At 60.6% G+C, this 17,556-nt stretch carries 16 protein-coding genes; 11 read left to right on the top strand and 5 right to left on the bottom strand.

The features are described from left to right. Positions 1-140 precede the first annotated feature (140 nt). Positions 141-350, top strand: a complete 210-nt coding sequence (locus tag HH303_RS16745) for a cold-shock protein (RefSeq protein WP_169626526.1) — start codon at positions 141-143, stop codon at positions 348-350. Positions 351-778: 428 nt separating this feature from the next. On the opposite strand, the gene HH303_RS16740 is transcribed toward HH303_RS16745, so the two are convergent. Further along, positions 779-1,555: an SDR family NAD(P)-dependent oxidoreductase gene (locus HH303_RS16740; protein ID WP_169626525.1), complete on the bottom strand. Its 777-nt coding sequence runs from the start codon at positions 1,553-1,555 to the stop codon at positions 779-781. Positions 1,556-1,798: 243 nt separating this feature from the next. Here HH303_RS16740 and HH303_RS16735 point away from each other — a divergent pair, with 243 nt between their 5' ends. The 7 genes from HH303_RS16735 to HH303_RS16705 all read left to right on the top strand — a co-directional run bounded on the left by HH303_RS16735 (position 1,799) and on the right by HH303_RS16705 (position 10,849). Then, complete coding sequence (locus tag HH303_RS16735) at positions 1,799-3,046, top strand: MFS transporter (protein WP_227421889.1); 1,248 nt, start codon at positions 1,799-1,801, stop codon at positions 3,044-3,046. A gap of 348 nt (positions 3,047-3,394) precedes the next feature. After that, positions 3,395-4,504, top strand: a complete 1,110-nt coding sequence (locus HH303_RS16730) for an ABC transporter ATP-binding protein (RefSeq protein ID WP_169626524.1) — start codon at positions 3,395-3,397, stop codon at positions 4,502-4,504. 9 nt (positions 4,505-4,513) lie between these two features. Beyond that, on the top strand, positions 4,514-5,473 hold the full coding sequence (locus HH303_RS16725; protein ID WP_227421888.1) for an ABC transporter permease: 960 nt from the start codon (positions 4,514-4,516) through the stop codon (positions 5,471-5,473). Further along, complete coding sequence (locus HH303_RS16720; protein ID WP_169626523.1) at positions 5,466-6,317, top strand: ABC transporter permease; 852 nt, start codon at positions 5,466-5,468, stop codon at positions 6,315-6,317. The genes HH303_RS16725 and HH303_RS16720 overlap by 8 nt, the downstream gene beginning before the upstream one ends. Before the next feature lie 67 nt (positions 6,318-6,384). Further along, positions 6,385-7,419, top strand: a complete 1,035-nt coding sequence (locus HH303_RS16715) for an extracellular solute-binding protein (protein ID WP_169626522.1) — start codon at positions 6,385-6,387, stop codon at positions 7,417-7,419. Positions 7,420-7,586: 167 nt separating this feature from the next. After that, the gene (gene alaS / locus HH303_RS16710) at positions 7,587-10,235 is read left to right on the top strand and encodes an alanine--tRNA ligase (protein WP_169626824.1); all 2,649 of its coding nucleotides are present in this window, start codon (positions 7,587-7,589) and stop codon (positions 10,233-10,235) included. 152 nt (positions 10,236-10,387) lie between these two features. Further along, the gene (locus HH303_RS16705) at positions 10,388-10,849 is read left to right on the top strand and encodes a YbhB/YbcL family Raf kinase inhibitor-like protein (protein WP_169626521.1); all 462 of its coding nucleotides are present in this window, start codon (positions 10,388-10,390) and stop codon (positions 10,847-10,849) included. 4 nt (positions 10,850-10,853) lie between these two features. Here the strand turns inward: HH303_RS16705 and HH303_RS16700 are convergent, their stop codons facing one another. After that, on the bottom strand, positions 10,854-12,776 hold the full coding sequence (locus HH303_RS16700; protein ID WP_169626520.1) for an ABC-F family ATP-binding cassette domain-containing protein: 1,923 nt from the start codon (positions 12,774-12,776) through the stop codon (positions 10,854-10,856). A 202-nt stretch (positions 12,777-12,978) separates the two neighbouring features. Between HH303_RS16700 and ndk the strand changes: the two genes are divergently transcribed. Next, positions 12,979-13,401, top strand: coding sequence for a nucleoside-diphosphate kinase (gene ndk / locus HH303_RS16695; RefSeq protein WP_169626519.1), 423 nt, complete (start codon positions 12,979-12,981; stop codon positions 13,399-13,401). A gap of 76 nt (positions 13,402-13,477) precedes the next feature. On the opposite strand, the gene HH303_RS16690 is transcribed toward ndk, so the two are convergent. From HH303_RS16690 to purM, 3 genes are all read right to left on the bottom strand, one after another. Further along, entirely contained in the window at positions 13,478-13,621 is a 144-nt protein-coding gene (locus HH303_RS16690; RefSeq protein ID WP_169626518.1) for a hypothetical protein, read from the bottom strand. A gap of 124 nt (positions 13,622-13,745) precedes the next feature. Beyond that, positions 13,746-14,405 carry a phosphoribosylglycinamide formyltransferase gene (gene purN / locus HH303_RS16685; protein ID WP_169626517.1) on the bottom strand — a complete coding sequence of 220 codons (660 nt, stop codon included), beginning with the start codon at positions 14,403-14,405 and terminating at the stop codon, positions 13,746-13,748. A 4-nt stretch (positions 14,406-14,409) separates the two neighbouring features. Then, on the bottom strand, positions 14,410-15,450 hold the full coding sequence (gene purM, locus HH303_RS16680; protein WP_169626823.1) for a phosphoribosylformylglycinamidine cyclo-ligase: 1,041 nt from the start codon (positions 15,448-15,450) through the stop codon (positions 14,410-14,412). Between the two features lie 201 nt (positions 15,451-15,651). Between purM and HH303_RS16675 the strand changes: the two genes are divergently transcribed. Both HH303_RS16675 and HH303_RS16670 read left to right on the top strand, forming a co-directional pair. Further along, positions 15,652-16,854, top strand: a complete 1,203-nt coding sequence (locus HH303_RS16675) for a DUF2066 domain-containing protein (protein ID WP_169626516.1) — start codon at positions 15,652-15,654, stop codon at positions 16,852-16,854. Positions 16,855-16,865: 11 nt separating this feature from the next. Then, positions 16,866-17,537, top strand: a complete 672-nt coding sequence (locus tag HH303_RS16670) for an HdaA/DnaA family protein (protein WP_227421886.1) — start codon at positions 16,866-16,868, stop codon at positions 17,535-17,537. Positions 17,538-17,556: the final 19 nt, after the last annotated feature.

Genomic DNA, 17,556 nt, shown 5'->3' with positions numbered 1-17,556 from the left:
GCGTTACGTTAGAAGTCGCTGCAGTACTACTATTTCCCGCTTAGGCGGATGGCTAGGTCTCTCTCCGACAATTCGAGCGTTAAAAAAGGTCTGTCGCATGCGGCGACGGTCCGCACACTTTGTCGTGAAAGGAATCTATCATGGCTACCGGTACTGTTAAGTGGTTCAACGCAACCAAAGGCTTCGGCTTCATTCAGCCGGAAGACGGCTCCAAAGACGCTTTCGTGCATATCAGCGCGGTTGAGCGCGCCGGCCTCTCCAGCTTGGCCGAAGGCCAGCGCGTCTCGTTCGACCTGACACCGGGTCGCGACGGGAAGGCCTCGGCGGAAAATCTGTCGATCGCCGACTAATTTCCGTTCAAGCGGATTCGAGACGGGAAGCGTTTCGGCGCTTCCCGCTTTCGTTTCGATCAATTTTGCCGAATTTGGCAACTCATTCAGAAAGGGTATTCGGTTAGATAATTATGTCTATTGAAACCGCGTTTCTTGTTCGTTTTGGACTACACCACTTCGTTACGCATTCCGCCTCATCGGGCGTAGACTGCTTTACTATCAATGGCACGGAGGGGCGCACGATGATTGACCATGCGACCCACCTGATTACCGAGATGTATGACTCCCCGTCGAGCATTCGCGTGATCTGACACGATCATCAAGGGGCCGGTCACCGAACCGCAACCCCGACACGCGTACTCTGACGCCCGAAGCGGCCTTTCCTATGGGAGGGTCGCTTTTTCGTATTTGGAGCGGGGTGCAGACGGATTATTTGGGGCCGAGGATTATCGGGAGCCGACCGGGGGTAAGCCGATCCGGGCGCGCTCCTCGTTCGTTTTCAATGTGAAGTCGATACCGGCAATATCGGCGGCGTCCTCGGTGCTCAACCACGCGATGGCCTTTGCGACCCATTCCGGCGGAATATGGTCGCTGAAATCCATCTGGCTGACCGGATTGATCCCGGACTCCTTGATCTTAACCTGCATGTCCGTTGCGACCGTACCGGGACTAAGGCCTGCCGCGCGGATTCCTTTATCGGCATATTCCTTATGCAAGCATTTGGTCAGGGACAGTACCCCCGCCTTTGTCGCGCAATAATGGCTCCATCCTTCCATCGCGCCGGTGGCGGCGCCGGAACTGATATTGATGATGACGCCCGATCCCTGGGACAGCATGGCGGGTAGGGCGGCACGGACGGCGTAAAAGACGCCTTTCAGGTTGATATCGACCACGCGGGACCAGCCGTCGGGGTCGCTTTCGTCGATACGCGCAATAGGGTCGATGACGCCCGCATTGTTGACCAGCACATCGATGCGTCCAAAGGCATCCAATGTCTTGTCGACCAGCGCCTTGACGCTGGCATAATCGGACACGTCGCAGGGGACGGCGAGGGCGCTGTATCCCGCGTCGGTCAAATCGTTGGCGATGGCAGCGATGGCGTCGGCCGACCGAGCCGCCAGAACGATATGCGCACCGCGCTCCGCCATCAGCATTGCAGTCGCCGCGCCGATGCCGCGACTTGCGCCCGAAATGATAACTGTCTTGCCGCTGATCTGGTCCATGCCGGTCGCTCCCTTCGTTACTCCTAGGAAGAGAGACATGTAGGACCGACGGTTTCAATGCCAAGACCGAATTTTACACCGAACAAACTGTCTTCAGGGCAGCAGCATCTCTTCGAACGGGTACAGCGACAAAAGCTCTTCCGGGTGCGATCGGTTCAACAATTTGCGATTGCGGTCGTTCATATGCCGTTCCGATCTATTTTCCCTTGTCTTGCCGCAGGCGGCGGGCAAAACATGCGATGAATGAAAAAACTGGTGGGATGCATGGCGGCGGGCACTGAAACGGTCCTACCGGGGAAGGGACGGTTCGTCGCGCTTCTCGCGGTTGCGGAAGTGCTGGCCATGACCTTGTGGTTTTCCGCCACGGCGGTCGTGCCGTCCCTGATTCGGGATTACGGTATCGAACCGGCCCATGCGTCGCTTTTCACCAGCCTTGTTCAGGTTGGGTTCGTCGTCGGTACATTGGGCAGCGCCATTCTTGGACTTGCAGACCGTTTGGAGCCCCGTCGCTTCTTTGCGGCAAGTGCCGTTATCGCCGGAACCGCGAATGGCATCATCCTGTTTCTGGATCCTACGGGACCTGTCGTCCTTGCCATGCGCTTCCTGACCGGGATTTGCATGGCCGGTATTTATCCGGTCGGCGTGAAGATCGTGACGACCTGGGCGCGGGGTGACCGCGGGCTTCTGGTCGGGGTGTTGGTCGCCGCCCTGACCTTGGGATCGGCGTTCCCGCATCTGTTCAACAGTTTGGGGGCGGTCGATTGGCGTATTCCCATCGCCTGCTCCAGCCTATCCGCCCTGTTGGCCGCCGTATTGATCGGGTTCGTGTCGTTGGGCGGGGAAACCGCGAAGGCCCCGCCGTTCCGTATCGGCCTTGCGTTCGAAGGATTCCGTCGCCCCGCCATGCGTTACGCCAATTTCGGTTATCTGGGGCATATGTGGGAACTCTATGCCATGTGGGCGTGGATTGGCTTGTTCTTACTGTCCAGCTATCGGGATAGAGGTATTGAGGATGCGCCCTTCTGGGCCGCCTTTACCCATTTTTGGGTATTGGCCATCGGGGCAGCGGGGGCGGCCGGGGCCGGTTGGATCGCCGACCGTTGGGGCAGAACCGCCACAACGATCGTCGCGATGTCGGTCAGTGCGGCTTGTTCGCTGTTGGTCGGAATCACCTATGACGCGCCGATTGCGGCGATGGTAACGCTGTGCCTCGTCTGGGGAATTTTCGTGATCGCGGATTCCGCTCAGTTCTCAGCGGCCATCAGCGAATTGGCGCCCGCCAATCTGGTGGGTACCAGCATCACGATTCAGACCTCCGCGGGGTTTCTGCTGACCTTGGCCGCCATTCACGTGATTCCCTGGTTCGCGAATTTGGTCGGCTGGGAATGGTCGTTCGTCATCCTCGCGCCAGGTCCGTTGTTCGGAATTTGGGCGATGGCGAAGTTACGTCGGCACCCCGATGCCGTGCATTTGGCTGACGGCCGCCGGTAGCCGCGGCGCAGCGAGAACAGCAGCTTGATATAGGATCGCAGCAAAAGCACCTGCTGCGCGGCGACGGATGGGCCCCGATGCTGAAAAACCTTTGATTGCTTGCCCTAGCAGTCTCTTCTCTGATCGTACTATTCCGGCGGCGTGTATCCGCAATTCGTGTTAGCTTTGTATAGGGTTGCGGTTCGTTCCGACGGGCTCGGTTTAAATGTGATCACTTTTTTTCATTGAAATGTGATCACGTTTCCGACCTAATAAGCGTGCCTGAAAAACGAAAAGAACAGGGACGATTTTGGGCGTCGCAACTTCGGGAGAGTGTGTGCGATCGAGGGGCAAACAAAAAGGTGATCCATGAAACAATCCGCGGAAAACGCGGTGGAAGTGGTGGGCGTATCTAAGGTTTTCGGGCAGGGCGCAAGCGAAGTGCGCGCTTTGGACGACGTCTCCGTTTCCATTAGACAGAATGAATTCTTTACGCTTCTCGGGCCGTCGGGGTGCGGAAAGACAACGCTACTGCGCCTACTGGCGGGGTTCGAGCAACCGACCGCGGGACAGATTTTCCTCAGCGGTATCGATATCGCCGGTTTGCCGCCGAACAAGCGGCCGATCAACACGGTTTTCCAGAACTATGCGTTGTTCCCGCATCTGACCGTCGGGCAGAACATCGCCTTCGGCTTGGAGATGCTGGGCCGACCCAAGGCGGAGGTGTCGGATACCGTCGAACGCATGTTGCGACTGGTGCGCATGGAAGCGTTGCGGGATCGTAAGACCAGTCAGATTTCCGGGGGACAGCAGCAACGTGTCGCTTTAGCGCGCGCCTTGGCGCCGCAGCCGAAGGTCCTGCTGCTCGACGAACCGCTTTCCGCGCTCGATTACAAACTGCGTAAGGAAATGCAGCTTGAACTGAAGCGGCTGCAACACGAAACGGGCATTACCTTCGTCTTCGTGACCCACGATCAGGAAGAAGCCCTGACCATGTCGGACCGGATTGCGGTCATGTGCGATGGAAACATCCTGCAGGTCGGCGGTCCGCGCGATATCTACGATCATCCGGCGGATCGGTTCGTCGCGGATTTCATCGGTGAATCCAATTTCATGAATGCGAGAATCGAATCCGTATCCGATGGCCGTGCGACGCTGTCGCTGACCGCCGGGGCGACGGTTCAGGCGATATTGCCAGAAGGTGTGGCGTCCAGCGGCGATGTTACCGTCGTCGTCCGGCCGGAACGGGCGCGGTTCCTGAAGGATGGGGAGGCCGGTGCGTCCGAAGTATCCTTGCCCGCGACGGTCGAAACCATCGTCTATGTCGGGACCGACACGCACTACCACCTGAAACTTTCGTCGGACGAAGCGTTCATCGCGCGGGTCCAGAACGACGACCGGGGCGGGTTCCTGCCGGCGCAGGGGCAGGCGGTCCAGGTCGCGATCGCTGCGTCGGCGGTTCAAGTTCTGAAGGACTAGGGGCACGTCATGGCTAATACGCAAATGAGCCAGACGACCACCGGAAAATCAGCGGGCGGCTTCACCGAAGCGGAGGCCGAACGCCGCCGTGTGCGGGTGAATTGGCTGCTTTCCTTGCCTGCGTTGGTTTGGCTTGCCTTCGCCGCCAGCGGTCCGCTGCTGATCATGGTTGTCTACAGCTTCCTGACGCCCGGCGATTATGTCGGCGTGGTCTGGGATTTTTCGACCGACGCCTGGTTTCAGGTCCTGTTCACACGGGATATCTTCGACGAAACCATCGTCACCATGGCGGATGCGCATCTGTCGATCTTCTGGCGGTCGATCAGCCTGTCGTTGATGACAACGGCCACGACCCTGGTTTTCGGGTTTCCGACCGCCTATTTCATCGCGACCCGGTCGCCGCGCAGCCGTCCGATGTGGCTGTTTCTCGTGACGATCCCGTTTTGGACGAACCTTCTGATCCGCACCTTTGCGATCATGGAATTGATCCGAAACGAAGGCCTGATCAATACGGTGCTGTTGAAGGCCGGTTTGATCGATACCCCGATCCAGATGCTGTTTACCGATGGGGCGACCCTGGTCGGAATGACCTATGTCTATCTGCCGTTGATGGTTCTGCCGCTCTATGCGTCGATGGAACGTCTGGATTTCCGGTTGGTGGAAGCGGGCTACGATCTCTACGCCTCGCGTCTTCAAGTCTTACGCCGGGTCATCCTGCCTCTGGTCAAGCCCGGGGTGATTGCCGGATCGATCCTGGTCTTCATCCCGTCCTTGGGGGCCTATGTCACGCCGCGTCTTCTGGGCGGCGGTCGCAATATGATGATGGGCAATTTCATCGAGATGCAGTTCGGCGCGGGCCGGAACTGGCCGCTGGGTGCGGCGCTGTCGATTACGCTGCTGTTCATCGTGATGATCGCGCTCATCTTCTATGTCCGAAATGTCGGGAAGGAGGGAAGCGGCCATGGCTGATACGCTGTCCGACGACGTCTTGCGCCGGGCCGCCGAACGAGCGCAGTCCAAACGCTTTGATGTCCGCACCATGCCGGGCTTCACGACCATTGCGGTAATCTGCTTCATCGCGCTGTATGCGCCGTTGTTTCCGATGGCGTTCTATTCCTTCAATGCGGGGGATTCCATTGCTGTCTGGCAAGGTTTTTCCTGGCGTTGGTATGTCAGCGCGTGGTCGAACGATCTGGTGAAGGACGTGACGGTTCGCAGTTTGATTGTTGCCGCCTGCGCTTCCGGTATCGCGACCGTGCTGGCGGTTCTCGCCGCCTTGGGAACAACGCGGACCCAGCCTTTCCGGGGGCAGACCCTGATCTACGTGCTGATCAACCAGCCGCTGATGGTGCCGGAAATCGTCACCGGCGTCGCACTGCTGGTATTCTTCGCCATGATCAAGGTCGCCACCGGTTATACGGGGCTGATCTATTTGATCGCGGCGCATGCGGCTTTCTGTATTCCATTCGCCTATCTGCCGATCCGTGCGCGGCTGGAAGGGATGGACAAGACGCTGGAAGCGGCCGCGTCAGATCTCTACGCCACACCGATTCAGGCGTTCCGGCGGATCACCTTGCCGTTGATGACGCCGGGCATCGTGGCGGGGGCGATGTTGGCCTTCGTCATCTCGCTGGATGACGTCGTCATTACGGAACTCGTGAAGGCGGCGGGACAGGATACGCTGCCCACTTATATGCTGGGTCAGTTGCGACGTGCGATCACGCCGGAGATCAATGCGATTTCCACGGCGCTGCTCGCCATTACGGTGGTTTTGCTCACCACCATCTTTTTCCTGACGAGTAAGAAAGAGTGAGCATGTGAATGAGGAGGCCCACGCGTGGGGCGAGGGGCTTTTTCCAATAAGCAGGGAGTCTAACAAGATGGATGTGAAACGGATCGGCGGCATTGCCGTGGCTGCGATGGTCGCTTCGGCCGGGCCGGCCTTCGCCGAAGGAAGCCTGAATATCTACAACTGGGGCAACTACACCAACCCCGACCTGATTGAGAAGTTTTCCAAGGAATACGGCGTCGAAGTCACTGTTACGGACTATGACAGCAACACCACCGCGCTGACGAAGATCGAAGCGGGCGGCCATGGTTTTGACATCGTCGTGCCGTCGGCCAGCTATATCCAGATTTATGTCGGCAAGGGCCTGCTGATGGAAGCGCGCCCGGACCAGATGGAAAACTTCAAATACATGGATCCGAAATGGGTCGATGTCGAATTCGATCCGGGTCGTCATTACACGGTTCCGTGGCAGTGGGGCACGACGGGCGTTGCCGTCAATACGTCGGTCTATTCCGGCGATCCGAACACGGCCGACATCTTCCTGAATCCGCCGGAAGAACTGGTCGGCAAGGTCAACGTCGTTCCGGAAATGAACGACGTCATGACGATGGCCGAACTGTATGTCGGTGCCGAACAGTGCACGACGGACAAGGAAAAGCTGAAGGAAGTGCGCGACATCCTGATGGCCGCGAAGCCGAAATGGATCGCCATGGACTACGGCACGACGGAAAAGCTGTCCAAGGGTGACCTGATGGCCAGCGTGAACTGGAACGGGTCGACCTTCCGCGCCCGTCTGAACAACCCGGATGTCGTCTACGGCTACCCGGTGACCGGCTATCCGGTGTGGATGGACAACGTCGCGATCCTGGCGGACGCTCAGAACGTCGAAAACGCGAAATTGTTCATGAACTACATCATGGCGCCGGAAAACGCCGCTCTGATTTCGGCCTTCGCCCGGTATTCCAACGGCATTATGGGCTCCGACGAATTCATGCCGGAAGACATGAAGACGGCGCCGGAAATCGTCGTCCCGGCGGAATTTGCCGGCAAGGGTGTGTTCACGAAGGAATGCCCGCCGGAATCGCAGAAGTTCCGGACCGCGATTTGGACCGAACTGACGAAATAATCGTCACTGACAGTCCGTTAAATTGGAACCGGCCCGCCAGTGTGCGGGCCGGTTTCCTTTTCGACCGGTGCGGTTTGGTGTACTGGACAAGGGGACGCTTGATCGCTACTTACTCAAACCCACATTTTCCTGGGTATCATTAGGTTTTTTGAGGACAGATCATCATGGTGGCGAGCGCCAACGACATCCGCGCCAAATTCCTGGACTTCTTCGCGAAGAACGGCCACGAGGTCGTGGACAGTTCGCCGTTGGTCCCGCGCAACGATCCGACCTTGATGTTCACCAATGCCGGGATGGTGCAGTTCAAGAACGTTTTCACCGGCCAGGAACACCGCGACTACAGCCGCGCCGCGACCTCTCAGAAATGCGTGCGCGCGGGCGGGAAGCATAACGACCTTGAAAATGTCGGCTATACGGCGCGCCACCACACGTTTTTCGAGATGCTGGGGAACTTTTCCTTCGGTGATTATTTCAAGGAACAGGCGATCGATCTGGCCTGGACCTTGGTGACCAAGGAATACGGTCTGCCGAAAGACAAGCTGCTGGTCACCGTCTATTCCGAAGACGACGAGGCGCACGGCCTTTGGAAGAAGATCGCGGGCCTGTCAGACGACAAGATCATCCGCATCCCAACCTCGGATAACTTCTGGCAGATGGGCGATACCGGCCCCTGCGGTCCGTGTTCCGAAATCTTCTTTGACCACGGCGACAAGATTTGGGGCGGCCCCCCGGGCAGTGCGGAAGAGGACGGCGACCGGTTCATTGAAATCTGGAACCTCGTCTTCATGCAGTTCGAACAGATCGAACCGGGCAACCGCGTGACCCTGCCGAAACCGTCGATCGACACCGGCATGGGCCTGGAACGCATCGCCGCCGTGTTGCAGGGCAAGCACAACAACTACGATATCGACCTGATGCGCGCGATCATCGAGGCCGTGGCCGACCTGACCGGCGTCGATCCGGACGGTCCGCAAGCCGCCAGCCATAAGGTCATCACCGACCACCTGCGCGCGTCGTCCTTCCTGATTGCGGACGGGGTTCTGCCGTCGAATGAGGGGCGCGGTTACGTCCTGCGCCGTATCATGCGCCGCGCCATGCGCCATGCGCATATGCTGGGCGCGAAAGACCCGCTGATGCATCGCCTGGTTCCGTCGCTCGTCGGCCAGATGGGTGGCCATTTCGAAGAATTGCGCCGGGCGGAAGCGCTGATCACCGAGACGTTGAAGCTGGAGGAATCCCGCTTCCAGACCACCTTGGACCGGGGCCTGAAACTGCTGGACGAGGAAACGGCGGACCTGCCGGAAGACGGCGAATTGTCGGGCCGGGTCGCTTTCACGCTCTATGATACCTACGGTTTCCCGCTGGACCTGACGAAGGACATCCTGCGCGGCCAGGGGCGCACGGTAGACGAGGCCGGTTATGACGAGGCCATGGCCGAACAGAAGGCCAAGGCTCGTAAGGCCTGGGCCGGGTCCGGCGAGGCGGCGACGGAAAGCGTCTGGTTCGATCTGAAGGACGAAATCGGTGCGACCGAATTTTTCGGCTACGAAACCGAAAAGGCGGAAGGTGTCGTCTCGGCCATCGTAAAGGACGGAAAGCCGGTCAAAAGCATCGCCCAGGGCGACGACGCCATCGTGATCGCCAACCAGACGCCGTTCTACGGCGAAAGCGGCGGTCAGATGGGCGACCAGGGCGTTCTGAAAACGGCTGACGGTGCGGTCTTCACCGTCACCGACACCCAGAAGAAACTGGGCGACATGCATCTGCATATCGGCAAACTGTCCACGGGCGCGCTGAAGGTCGGCGACGTGTTGGAAATGCTGGTGGACGGGGAGCGCCGAACGAAGCTGCGCGCGAACCATTCCGTCACCCATTTGGCGCATGAAGCGTTGCGCCGCGTTCTCGGCGATCACGTGACGCAGAAGGGCTCCCAGGTCGGGGCCGATGCCATGCGGTTCGACTTCGCCCATCCCAAGGCGATGACCCAGGACGAAATCGAACAGGTGGAGCGGATCGTGAACGCGCAGATCCGCATGAACGAGGCCGTCGATACCCGCCTGATGACGCCGGACGAGGCGATCAAGGCCGGGGCGCTCGCCCTGTTCGGAGAGAAATACGGCGAGGAAGTCCGCGTCGTGTCAATGGGCGGGTATGAGGCGGAAAAGGCGGGCCACGTCTATTCGACCGAACTCTGTGGTGGCACCCATGTGCGCCGCACCGGCGATATCGGCCTGTTCCATATCGTCAGCGAAGGCGCGGTGGCGGCGGGTGTGCGGCGCATCGAATGCCTGACCGGTCAAGCGGCCTTCGACTATCTGGCGGCGCAGGAATCGCGCGTCCGGGCGGCCTCGGCCGCCTTGAAGGTGAACCCGTCGGAACTGACGGACCGCGTCACCTCGCTAATGGAGGAACGCCGCAAGCTGGAACGGGAAGTTTCCGAATTGACGCGCAAGCTGGCTGCCGGTGGCGGCGGGGCGGGGGCCGACGCGAAGGACATCGCCGGTACCAAATTCGCCAGCCGCATCCTGGACGGTGTCAATCCGAAGGAACTGAAGCCTCTGGCCGATCAGTTGAAAAGCCAACTCGGCTCCGGCGTCATTGCGCTGATCGCGGTGAATGATGGCAAGGCGTCCATCGTCGTCGGTGTCACGGACGACCTGACCTCGAAATTCGATGCGGTTCAACTGGTCCGTGCCGGTTCCGAAGCCATGGGCGGCAAGGGCGGCGGCGGTCGTCCCGACATGGCCCAGGGCGGCGCTCCGGACGGCAGTCAGGCGGCCAGTGCCGTCGGCGCAATCGAAGCGGCGCTCCGTTAACATCAGAGCTTGGCGTTTTCAGACTGCAGTTTGACCGACTGTCGCGGACTGACATAGGATTCTCTTAGATACTTTTGGGGGACGCTATGATCATCCGACGGGTCGCAGGCACTATCTCGGCATCCTTAATCAGTGGACTGATTGCAGGAGCAGTGTTTGCCGCTAACCTGACCGCTGAATTCTTGGACTCGGCTTGGGACGGGAAGCACATTCCCGATGGGCAACAGTGCCAGGAATTCGACGGGGCGGGTGCGACCCCGCCGCTACGCTTGTCCGGCTTACCCGACGGGACAAACGCTATTTTGCTTTTCTTCAATGATGAAGATTACGAGCCGCTTTCGACCGGTGGCGGTCACGGCATTGTCGGCTTCGAGGTTGCGCCCAAGGATGGGCGTGTCGACCTGCCAGCGGTGCCGGGCGGCACGACCGATATGCCGGATGGCGTTTGGTTGGAAGCCGAAAACCGGGACGATATCGGCGAAGCGGGATATCTAGCGCCCTGTTCGGGCGGCGAGGGAAACCTCTATTCCGTCCGGATCGAAGCCGTGCGCTATCTCGATGACGACCATTACGACGTCCTGTCGGAAGGCTATCTTCAATTGGGGCGGTATTGATCGGTTAAACTTGCTCCGCGCGTTCCAAAGTTTCCTGGGCTTGTAGCCACGCATCTTCTGTTTTTGCGATGGCGCGGTCGAGGTCTGACGCGGATTTGGTGAGGTCGGCGAGGGTCTTGCCGTCACCGTTGTAAAGCGCCGGGTCGGCCAATTTCACATCGATCCTGGCGCGTTCCGCCGTCAGCTTTTCCAACTGTTCTTCCAAACCCGCCGCCGCCTTGCGGAGCGGGGCGAGTTTGGCGCGGGCGTCGGCGCGGGTACGGCGGTCGGCTTTCTTGTCTTCTTGCGCGTCGGCACGCGGGGCACCGTTTCCCGGCTTCTCGTCGCGCAGGCGGCGTTGTTCCAATAGGTGACGCCGGTAATCCGCCATATCGCCGTCGAACCGGGTCATCGTACCGCCCTCGACCAGCAGCAGGCGGTCGACGGAGGTTTCGATCAGGTGCATGTCGTGGCTGACCAGGATGACCGCGCCTTCATAGGCGGCGAGCGCCTGAATCAGGGCCTGGCGTGCATCGATGTCCAGATGGTTGGTCGGTTCGTCGAGCAGTAGCAATTGCGGGCTGCGGCGGCAGATGACGGCCAAGGCCAATCGCGCTTTTTCCCCGCCCGAAAGGCTGGCGATCTTCGTATCCGCCTTGCCCTGCGGGAATCCGAAGCGGCCAAGATGGGACCGCAGCTTTTCTTCCACCGCCATGGGTTCGAGGGCCTGTAACTCCTCCACCGGGGTGCGCGTGCCGGTCAGCTCTTCCATCTGGTTCTGGGCGAAATAACCGACTTCCAGCTTACCCGACCGGCGCAGCTTGCCGGAGATCGGTTTCAACCGGTCAGACAGAAGCTTCAGCAGTGTCGTTTTACCGTTACCGTTGGCCCCCAGCAGCGCGATGCGGTCGTCCATGTCGACACGCAGGTTCAGCCGCTTCAAGATCGGCTTTTCCGGGTCGTAGCCGACGGCGACGTCTTCCAGTGTGATGATCGGCGGCGGCAGGATATCCGGCTTGGGCAGGTCGAACCGCACCGTATGGGCGTCGGTGACGCTGGCGATCGGTTCCATCTTTTCCAGCATTTTCAGACGCGATTGGGCCTGACGCGCTTTCGACGCCTTATAGCGGAATCGGTCGACGAAGGACTGGATATGGCGACGCTGTTCCTGCTGTTTCGCGTAAAGGGCGGTCTGGCGCGCCTGCTTTTCCGCGCGCGCGCGCTCGAACCGGTCGTAGCCGCCGGTATAGAGGGTCAATCGCCCACCGTCTAAATGCAGGATCGCGGTCGGGATACGGTTCAGGAAACCGCGATCATGGCTGACGATGATCAAGGTGCGCGGATAGCGCGACAGATAGGTTTCCAGCCACATGGACGCTTCCAGGTCCAAATGGTTGGTCGGTTCGTCCAGCAGCAGGATGTCCGGCTCCCGGAACAACGCGCCTGCCAGGGCGACGCGCATCCGCCACCCACCGGAAAAACTGGAAAGCGGGCGGTGGATCGTTTCTTCGTCGAATCCCAGACCGTTCAAGATCCGCGCGGCCCGCGCTTCCGCCCGATGGCCGTCGAGGTCGAGTAGCCTTGCATGGATTTCACCGATATCGGGATGGTCGTTGCCTTGTTCCGCCGCCCCCTGTTCCGCCGCCCCTTGTTCCGCCGCGGCGCGCAGTTCCGCCAGTTCCGGGTCGGATGCCAACACAGTTTCCAGGGGCGACAAGGTACCGTCGGGTTCTTCCTGCGCGACCGTGCCGACGAATTCGCGTGGTCCATGGTCGATCGATCCCGCATCCGGGGACATTTCCCCGGAAATCAGGCGCAGCAGAGTTGTTTTGCCGGTTCCGTTAGGGCCGACGAGGCCGACGCGGTGCCCATCCGGAACCTGAGCCGAGGCACCGTCGAACAGAACGCGCCCACCGACGCGATAGGTGATATTTTCGATCTTCAACATGGTGGCCAGCGAATAGCATGACCGGGGGGCGGTGGAAATCCGGGAAACCGATCCCGGTGGACGAAGCCGGGACTTGAAGCCCGCCGCCGCGCCGTCTATAAGGCGCCGCGCCCTTCGCAGAAGCGAAAAGGCCCGAATTCACCGGCATTCCTTGCGGCAGTCGCCCGGGACGCCCTCACTAACGAAACGAGAAGAGACAACCATGGCTCTGGAACGTACTTTTTCGATCATTAAACCGGACGCGACGCGCCGCAACCTGACCGGCAAAATCAATGCGATGCTGGAAGATGCCGGCCTGCGCATCATTGCCCAGAAGCGCATCCGCATGACCCAGGAACAGGCCGAAACCTTCTATGGTGTGCACAAGGAACGCGCGTTCTTCCCGGATCTGGTCAAATTCATGACCTCCGGCCCGGTCGTCGTGCAGGTTCTGGAAGGCGAAGGCGCCGTCCTGAAGAACCGTGAAGTCATGGGCGCGACCAACCCGGCCAACGCCGAAGACGGCACGATCCGCAAGCTGTTCGGCGAATCCGTGGAAGCGAATTCCGCCCACGGTTCCGACTCGCCGGAAAATGCGGCGATCGAAATCGCCTATTTCTTCGCGGGTGCCGAAATCGTCGGCTGATCCTTCGCGATCTGAATAGAAAAAGGGCGCCGAGAAATCTCGGCGCCCTTTTTGTTTGTTCAGAAGAAGCGAGCCGTTACGGCGTCAGCGTCAGCGCCATCAGGCCCAGCACGATGATAACACCGATCGCGCCGATCGTGATCAGACGTTTCACGCCGCCCCACGTCTGGGTGAACTGCGGCGATGCCTTGGTGAATTCCATATCCGGTTCGGAGTGCATGTTGATCCTTCCCCATCCGCGTTTGCGCGGCCCCCGGTTCCCATCTCGGTTTCCAGAGTGCCGCAGTCATGGTCCAACAGCGTTTATACAGAACCCAGCGTCAGGCTCAAGTGTTCCGGTGGGCCTATTTGTCGTCCCAATGCAGAAGCAGCGGCCCCGGCGCGCCGTCGATCCTGGTTTCATCCCCGGCGACGTCAATTCGACCGCTTGCCAGGAGCGACAGGGCCAGCGGGTAGATGACATGTTCGCGGGTCAGCACGCGTTGCCCCAGGCTGTCTTCCGTATCGTCAGGTAGGACGGGGACTTCCGCCTGTACGATCAACGGGCCGTCGTCCAGTTCCGGGCGCACCAGATGCACGGAACATCCATGCGTATCGTGGCCCGCCTCCAGGGCGCGGCGATGGGTATGCAACCCCTTGAAATGCGGCAGCAGCGACGGATGGATGTTCAACATGCGATCCAGCCACAACGAAACGAAGCTGCTGGTCAGGATACGCAAGAACCCCGCAAGACAGATGATCTCCGTTCCGTATTCCCGCAGCACCAAGTCGATTTCGCGTTCGAAGCTTTCGCGGTCAGGATAGTCGCGGTGATCGATCACGCGGCCCGGAATACCGGCCTGCCGTGCCCGTTCCAGGCAATAGGCACCGGGGGAATTCGTCAGGACAAGACAGATTTCCGCCGGAAAATCCGGTGCCGCCGCCGCGTCGATCAGGGCTTGAAGATTCGTGCCGCCGCCGGATGCCAGGACGGCGACCTTGGTACGGCCGGACTCCTGCGCCATCGGATCAGTCGATTCCGTCCACGAGAACCGGACGGCCCAGCGTATCGCGCGATTCTATCTCGCCGATCACGGTGACGGTCTCACCGGCATCGCTCAACGCCTTGCACACCGCTTCAACGCTGTCCGGGGCGACGGCCATTACCATGCCGACACCGCAGTTGAAGGTGCGCAGCATTTCATGCGGCGTAATCCCGCCCGCGTCGGCCAACCACGTGAAGACCGGCAGCTTCGGCCAACTTGCGCCATCGATTCGGCACCCCAGCGTATCGGGCAGGATACGCGGCAGGTTTTCGTAGAAACCGCCGCCGGTAATGTGGCAAATGCCATGAACGCCGCCCGCTGCGATTGCCGCCAGGGCGGATTGTACATAAATCTTGGTCGGGACAAGCAGGGCCTCGCCGACCGTTTTACCGTCTTCCCAGGGGCAGGGGGCGTCGAAGCCCAGACCCTCGAGCGACAGGACGCGCCGAACCAGGCTGAACCCGTTGGAATGGACGCCGCTGGACGACATGCCGACCAGGACGTCGCCTTCCGCGACCTTATCCGCGCTCAACACGGCGTCGCGTTCGACCGCGCCGACCGCGAACCCGGCGAGGTCATAGTCGCCGTCGCCGTACATGCCCGGCATTTCCGCCGTTTCGCCGCCGACCAGGGCGCAATCCGCCTGGATGCAGCCGTCGGCAATACCCTTGACGACCTGTTCCGCCACATCGACCGACAGACAGCCGCAGGCGAAATAGTCGAGGAAAAACAGCGGCTGCGCCCCCTGGACGACCAAGTCGTTCACGCACATCGCGACCAGATCGATTCCGACCGTGTGGTGAATGTCGGAATCGATGGCGATTTTCAGCTTCGTGCCAACCCCGTCCGTGCCGGACACCAGCAGGGGATCCTTGAAACCGGCGCCCTTCAGGTCGAAGAATGCGCCGAATCCGCCCAATCCGGCATCGGAACCGGCGCGGGCCGTGGCTTTGGCGAGCGGTTTGATCCGGTCGACGAGCCGATTTCCGGCATCGATGTCGACCCCGGAATCGGCATAGGTCAGGCCGTTCTTTTTGGGTTCGTTTGGTATGGCGCCCTCCTATCTCGGCGGCATATTCGCGGACCGGTGTGCAATCGCGTCTCTTGCGTTTGCCGCGCGCGGGCCCAAATGACATTTGTGGCAAACCGTCGTCGCAGGCGTTTTCGCCCGCTGGGCATTTGCTCTATAACGAGCGGGACATTATCCAAACAGGAGCCTTTTGCAATGGCCGAGCGGCCCAGCATATCGGGAATTTTCGGAAAGTCCGGTCTTTTTGTGGCGCTTGCGGGCCTGTTGCTCGCCGCCGGGGCCGCCGCGTCGCCCGTGCGCGCGCAGGATCTCTATGCCGTAACCGGGCTGCCGGTCGACGAACGCGCCGCGAACGAGGTGGAAGCAAAGCAGATCGGTATCGCCAACGCGAAGACCCGCGCCTTGCAGATCGTCATCGATCGATTGACGGTGGAACCGGAATATTCGCCCGGGGCCGCCCTGCATCAGGATCCGCAACAGCTTGATCTGCCTGACGGCGAACGCCTGGAATTCATGATTCGGGACCTGTCCTTCCAGAACGAGAAATTCGGCGGCGGTCGATATCTGGCGGAAATGACCATCCGATTCCATCCTGAGGAGGTGAATCGCTTCCTTCAACGGGCCGGAAAGGCCTATCTGGCCGGTCCGAGCCCCAAGGCGGTCATCCTGCCGATCTATCGCAACGAGACCGGCGACCTGCTGTGGAGCGATGCCAATCCCTGGTTGGACGCGTGGTGGCGCTTGGATACGCCGTCCCCGATCGTGCCCTATACGGTACCGCTGGGCGACCTTGCCGATATCGCGGCAATCGACGTGCGTCGGGCGCTGAATATCGATGCCGCCGCGATCAACGCGATTGCCGCACGGTATCAGGCCGGTGCCGTGATCGTGCCGGTCGCGACCAAGACGCCGGATGGCGGCATGCTGGTGGAGGTGTCGACCTTTGGGGCAGGGTGGCCGTCCGCCCCGGAATTGGTCACGATCCACCCGTCGACGCTGACCTCGGAATCGGCGAAATATGTCGATGCTCAAGGGGAAGATGCGGCCCCGTTGGTGGCAGCGGCGGCAATCGTCCGCGATGCCCTGGATACCCGTTGGAAACGCGCGAACATTTTGCGGTTCGACGAATCCGCCGAAACCTTGACCGCGCGGGTCGGGCTTGTGTCCGGTCTGACGGATTGGCTGTCGGTACGGCAAGTCCTGAATGGTCTCGCGCCGGTGAAATCCTGGCGCTTGTCCGAATTGGCGACCAACCATGCCGTGGTCGAAATCGACTTCGTCGGCAATACCGCTCGCTTACAGCAAGCCTTTGCCCGGTCGGCCCTCCAACTGACACCGCCGGGGGCGGCGACGTTGCCGGGTCTGCGCCGCGACGAATGGGCCCTTGTCCGGCCATGACCGAAAAGCCGATGCAATTACCCCTCGATCTTGGTTTCAGACCGGCATCGGGGCGGGAGGATTTTCTTGTTGCCCCTTGCAATGCGGCGGCGGTGGCCTGGATCGACCGCTTTCCCGATTGGCCGGGGCCGGTCGCCGTGCTGTGCGGGCCGGAGGGAAGTGGGAAGTCTCATCTGTTGGCGGTGTGGAGCGACGTTTCGCAGGCGGTGTTTCTGGTCGGCGCGGACTTGACTGTAAACGGGCTTGAAACGGCGATCGGAGGTGCGGTGGCCGTGGCGGTGGATGCCGCGGACGGCGTGCACGAACCGGACACCCTGTTCCACCTTATCAACATGGTGCGAGAACGCGGCGGGCATCTTTTGGTCGCCGTTCGGGAACCGCCTGCGCGATGGACCTTCGGTACGCCGGATATGCGGTCAAGACTGGCCGCCGCGCCCTTGTTGGAATTGGGGGCGCCGGACGACGCGGTTCTGCAGGCGGTTCTTTTGAAACAATTCGATGACCGCCGCTTGGCGCCGGGGCCGGATGTCCTAAGGTATCTGACCGAACGCATGCCGCGTACCTTCGCGGCGGTTTCCGCCGTCGTTTCGGCGATGGACCGGTTGAGCCTCGCGGAAAGACGCGCGCTGACCGTGCCGCTGGCCCGCCGTGTTCTGGCGCAACTGGGATATGACGAAGAATAAGAACGGATTGAAAGGGACT

The sequence above is a fragment of the Pacificispira spongiicola genome (assembly GCF_012926505.1).
GTDB classification, from domain to species: Bacteria; Pseudomonadota; Alphaproteobacteria; order UBA8366; family Aestuariispiraceae; genus Pacificispira; species Pacificispira spongiicola.
This window is presented reverse-complemented; position numbering and strand designations above follow the sequence as displayed.

Coding starts and splice junctions, on each gene's coding strand:
- HH303_RS16715 (WP_169626522.1), top strand. CDS start 6,385: ATGGATGTGAAACGGATCGGCGGCATTGCCGTGGCTGCGATGGTCGCT.
- purN (WP_169626517.1), bottom strand. CDS start 14,405: ATGGCGCAGGAGTCCGGCCGTACCAAGGTCGCCGTCCTGGCATCCGGC.
- HH303_RS16670 (WP_227421886.1), top strand. CDS start 16,866: ATGCAATTACCCCTCGATCTTGGTTTCAGACCGGCATCGGGGCGGGAG.
- HH303_RS16740 (WP_169626525.1), bottom strand. CDS start 1,555: ATGGACCAGATCAGCGGCAAGACAGTTATCATTTCGGGCGCAAGTCGC.
- HH303_RS16675 (WP_169626516.1), top strand. CDS start 15,652: ATGGCCGAGCGGCCCAGCATATCGGGAATTTTCGGAAAGTCCGGTCTT.
- HH303_RS16745 (WP_169626526.1), top strand. CDS start 141: ATGGCTACCGGTACTGTTAAGTGGTTCAACGCAACCAAAGGCTTCGGC.
- HH303_RS16730 (WP_169626524.1), top strand. CDS start 3,395: ATGAAACAATCCGCGGAAAACGCGGTGGAAGTGGTGGGCGTATCTAAG.
- HH303_RS16725 (WP_227421888.1), top strand. CDS start 4,514: ATGGCTAATACGCAAATGAGCCAGACGACCACCGGAAAATCAGCGGGC.
- HH303_RS16700 (WP_169626520.1), bottom strand. CDS start 12,776: ATGTTGAAGATCGAAAATATCACCTATCGCGTCGGTGGGCGCGTTCTG.
- HH303_RS16690 (WP_169626518.1), bottom strand. CDS start 13,621: ATGCACTCCGAACCGGATATGGAATTCACCAAGGCATCGCCGCAGTTC.
- HH303_RS16735 (WP_227421889.1), top strand. CDS start 1,799: ATGAAAAAACTGGTGGGATGCATGGCGGCGGGCACTGAAACGGTCCTA.
- ndk (WP_169626519.1), top strand. CDS start 12,979: ATGGCTCTGGAACGTACTTTTTCGATCATTAAACCGGACGCGACGCGC.
- HH303_RS16720 (WP_169626523.1), top strand. CDS start 5,466: ATGGCTGATACGCTGTCCGACGACGTCTTGCGCCGGGCCGCCGAACGA.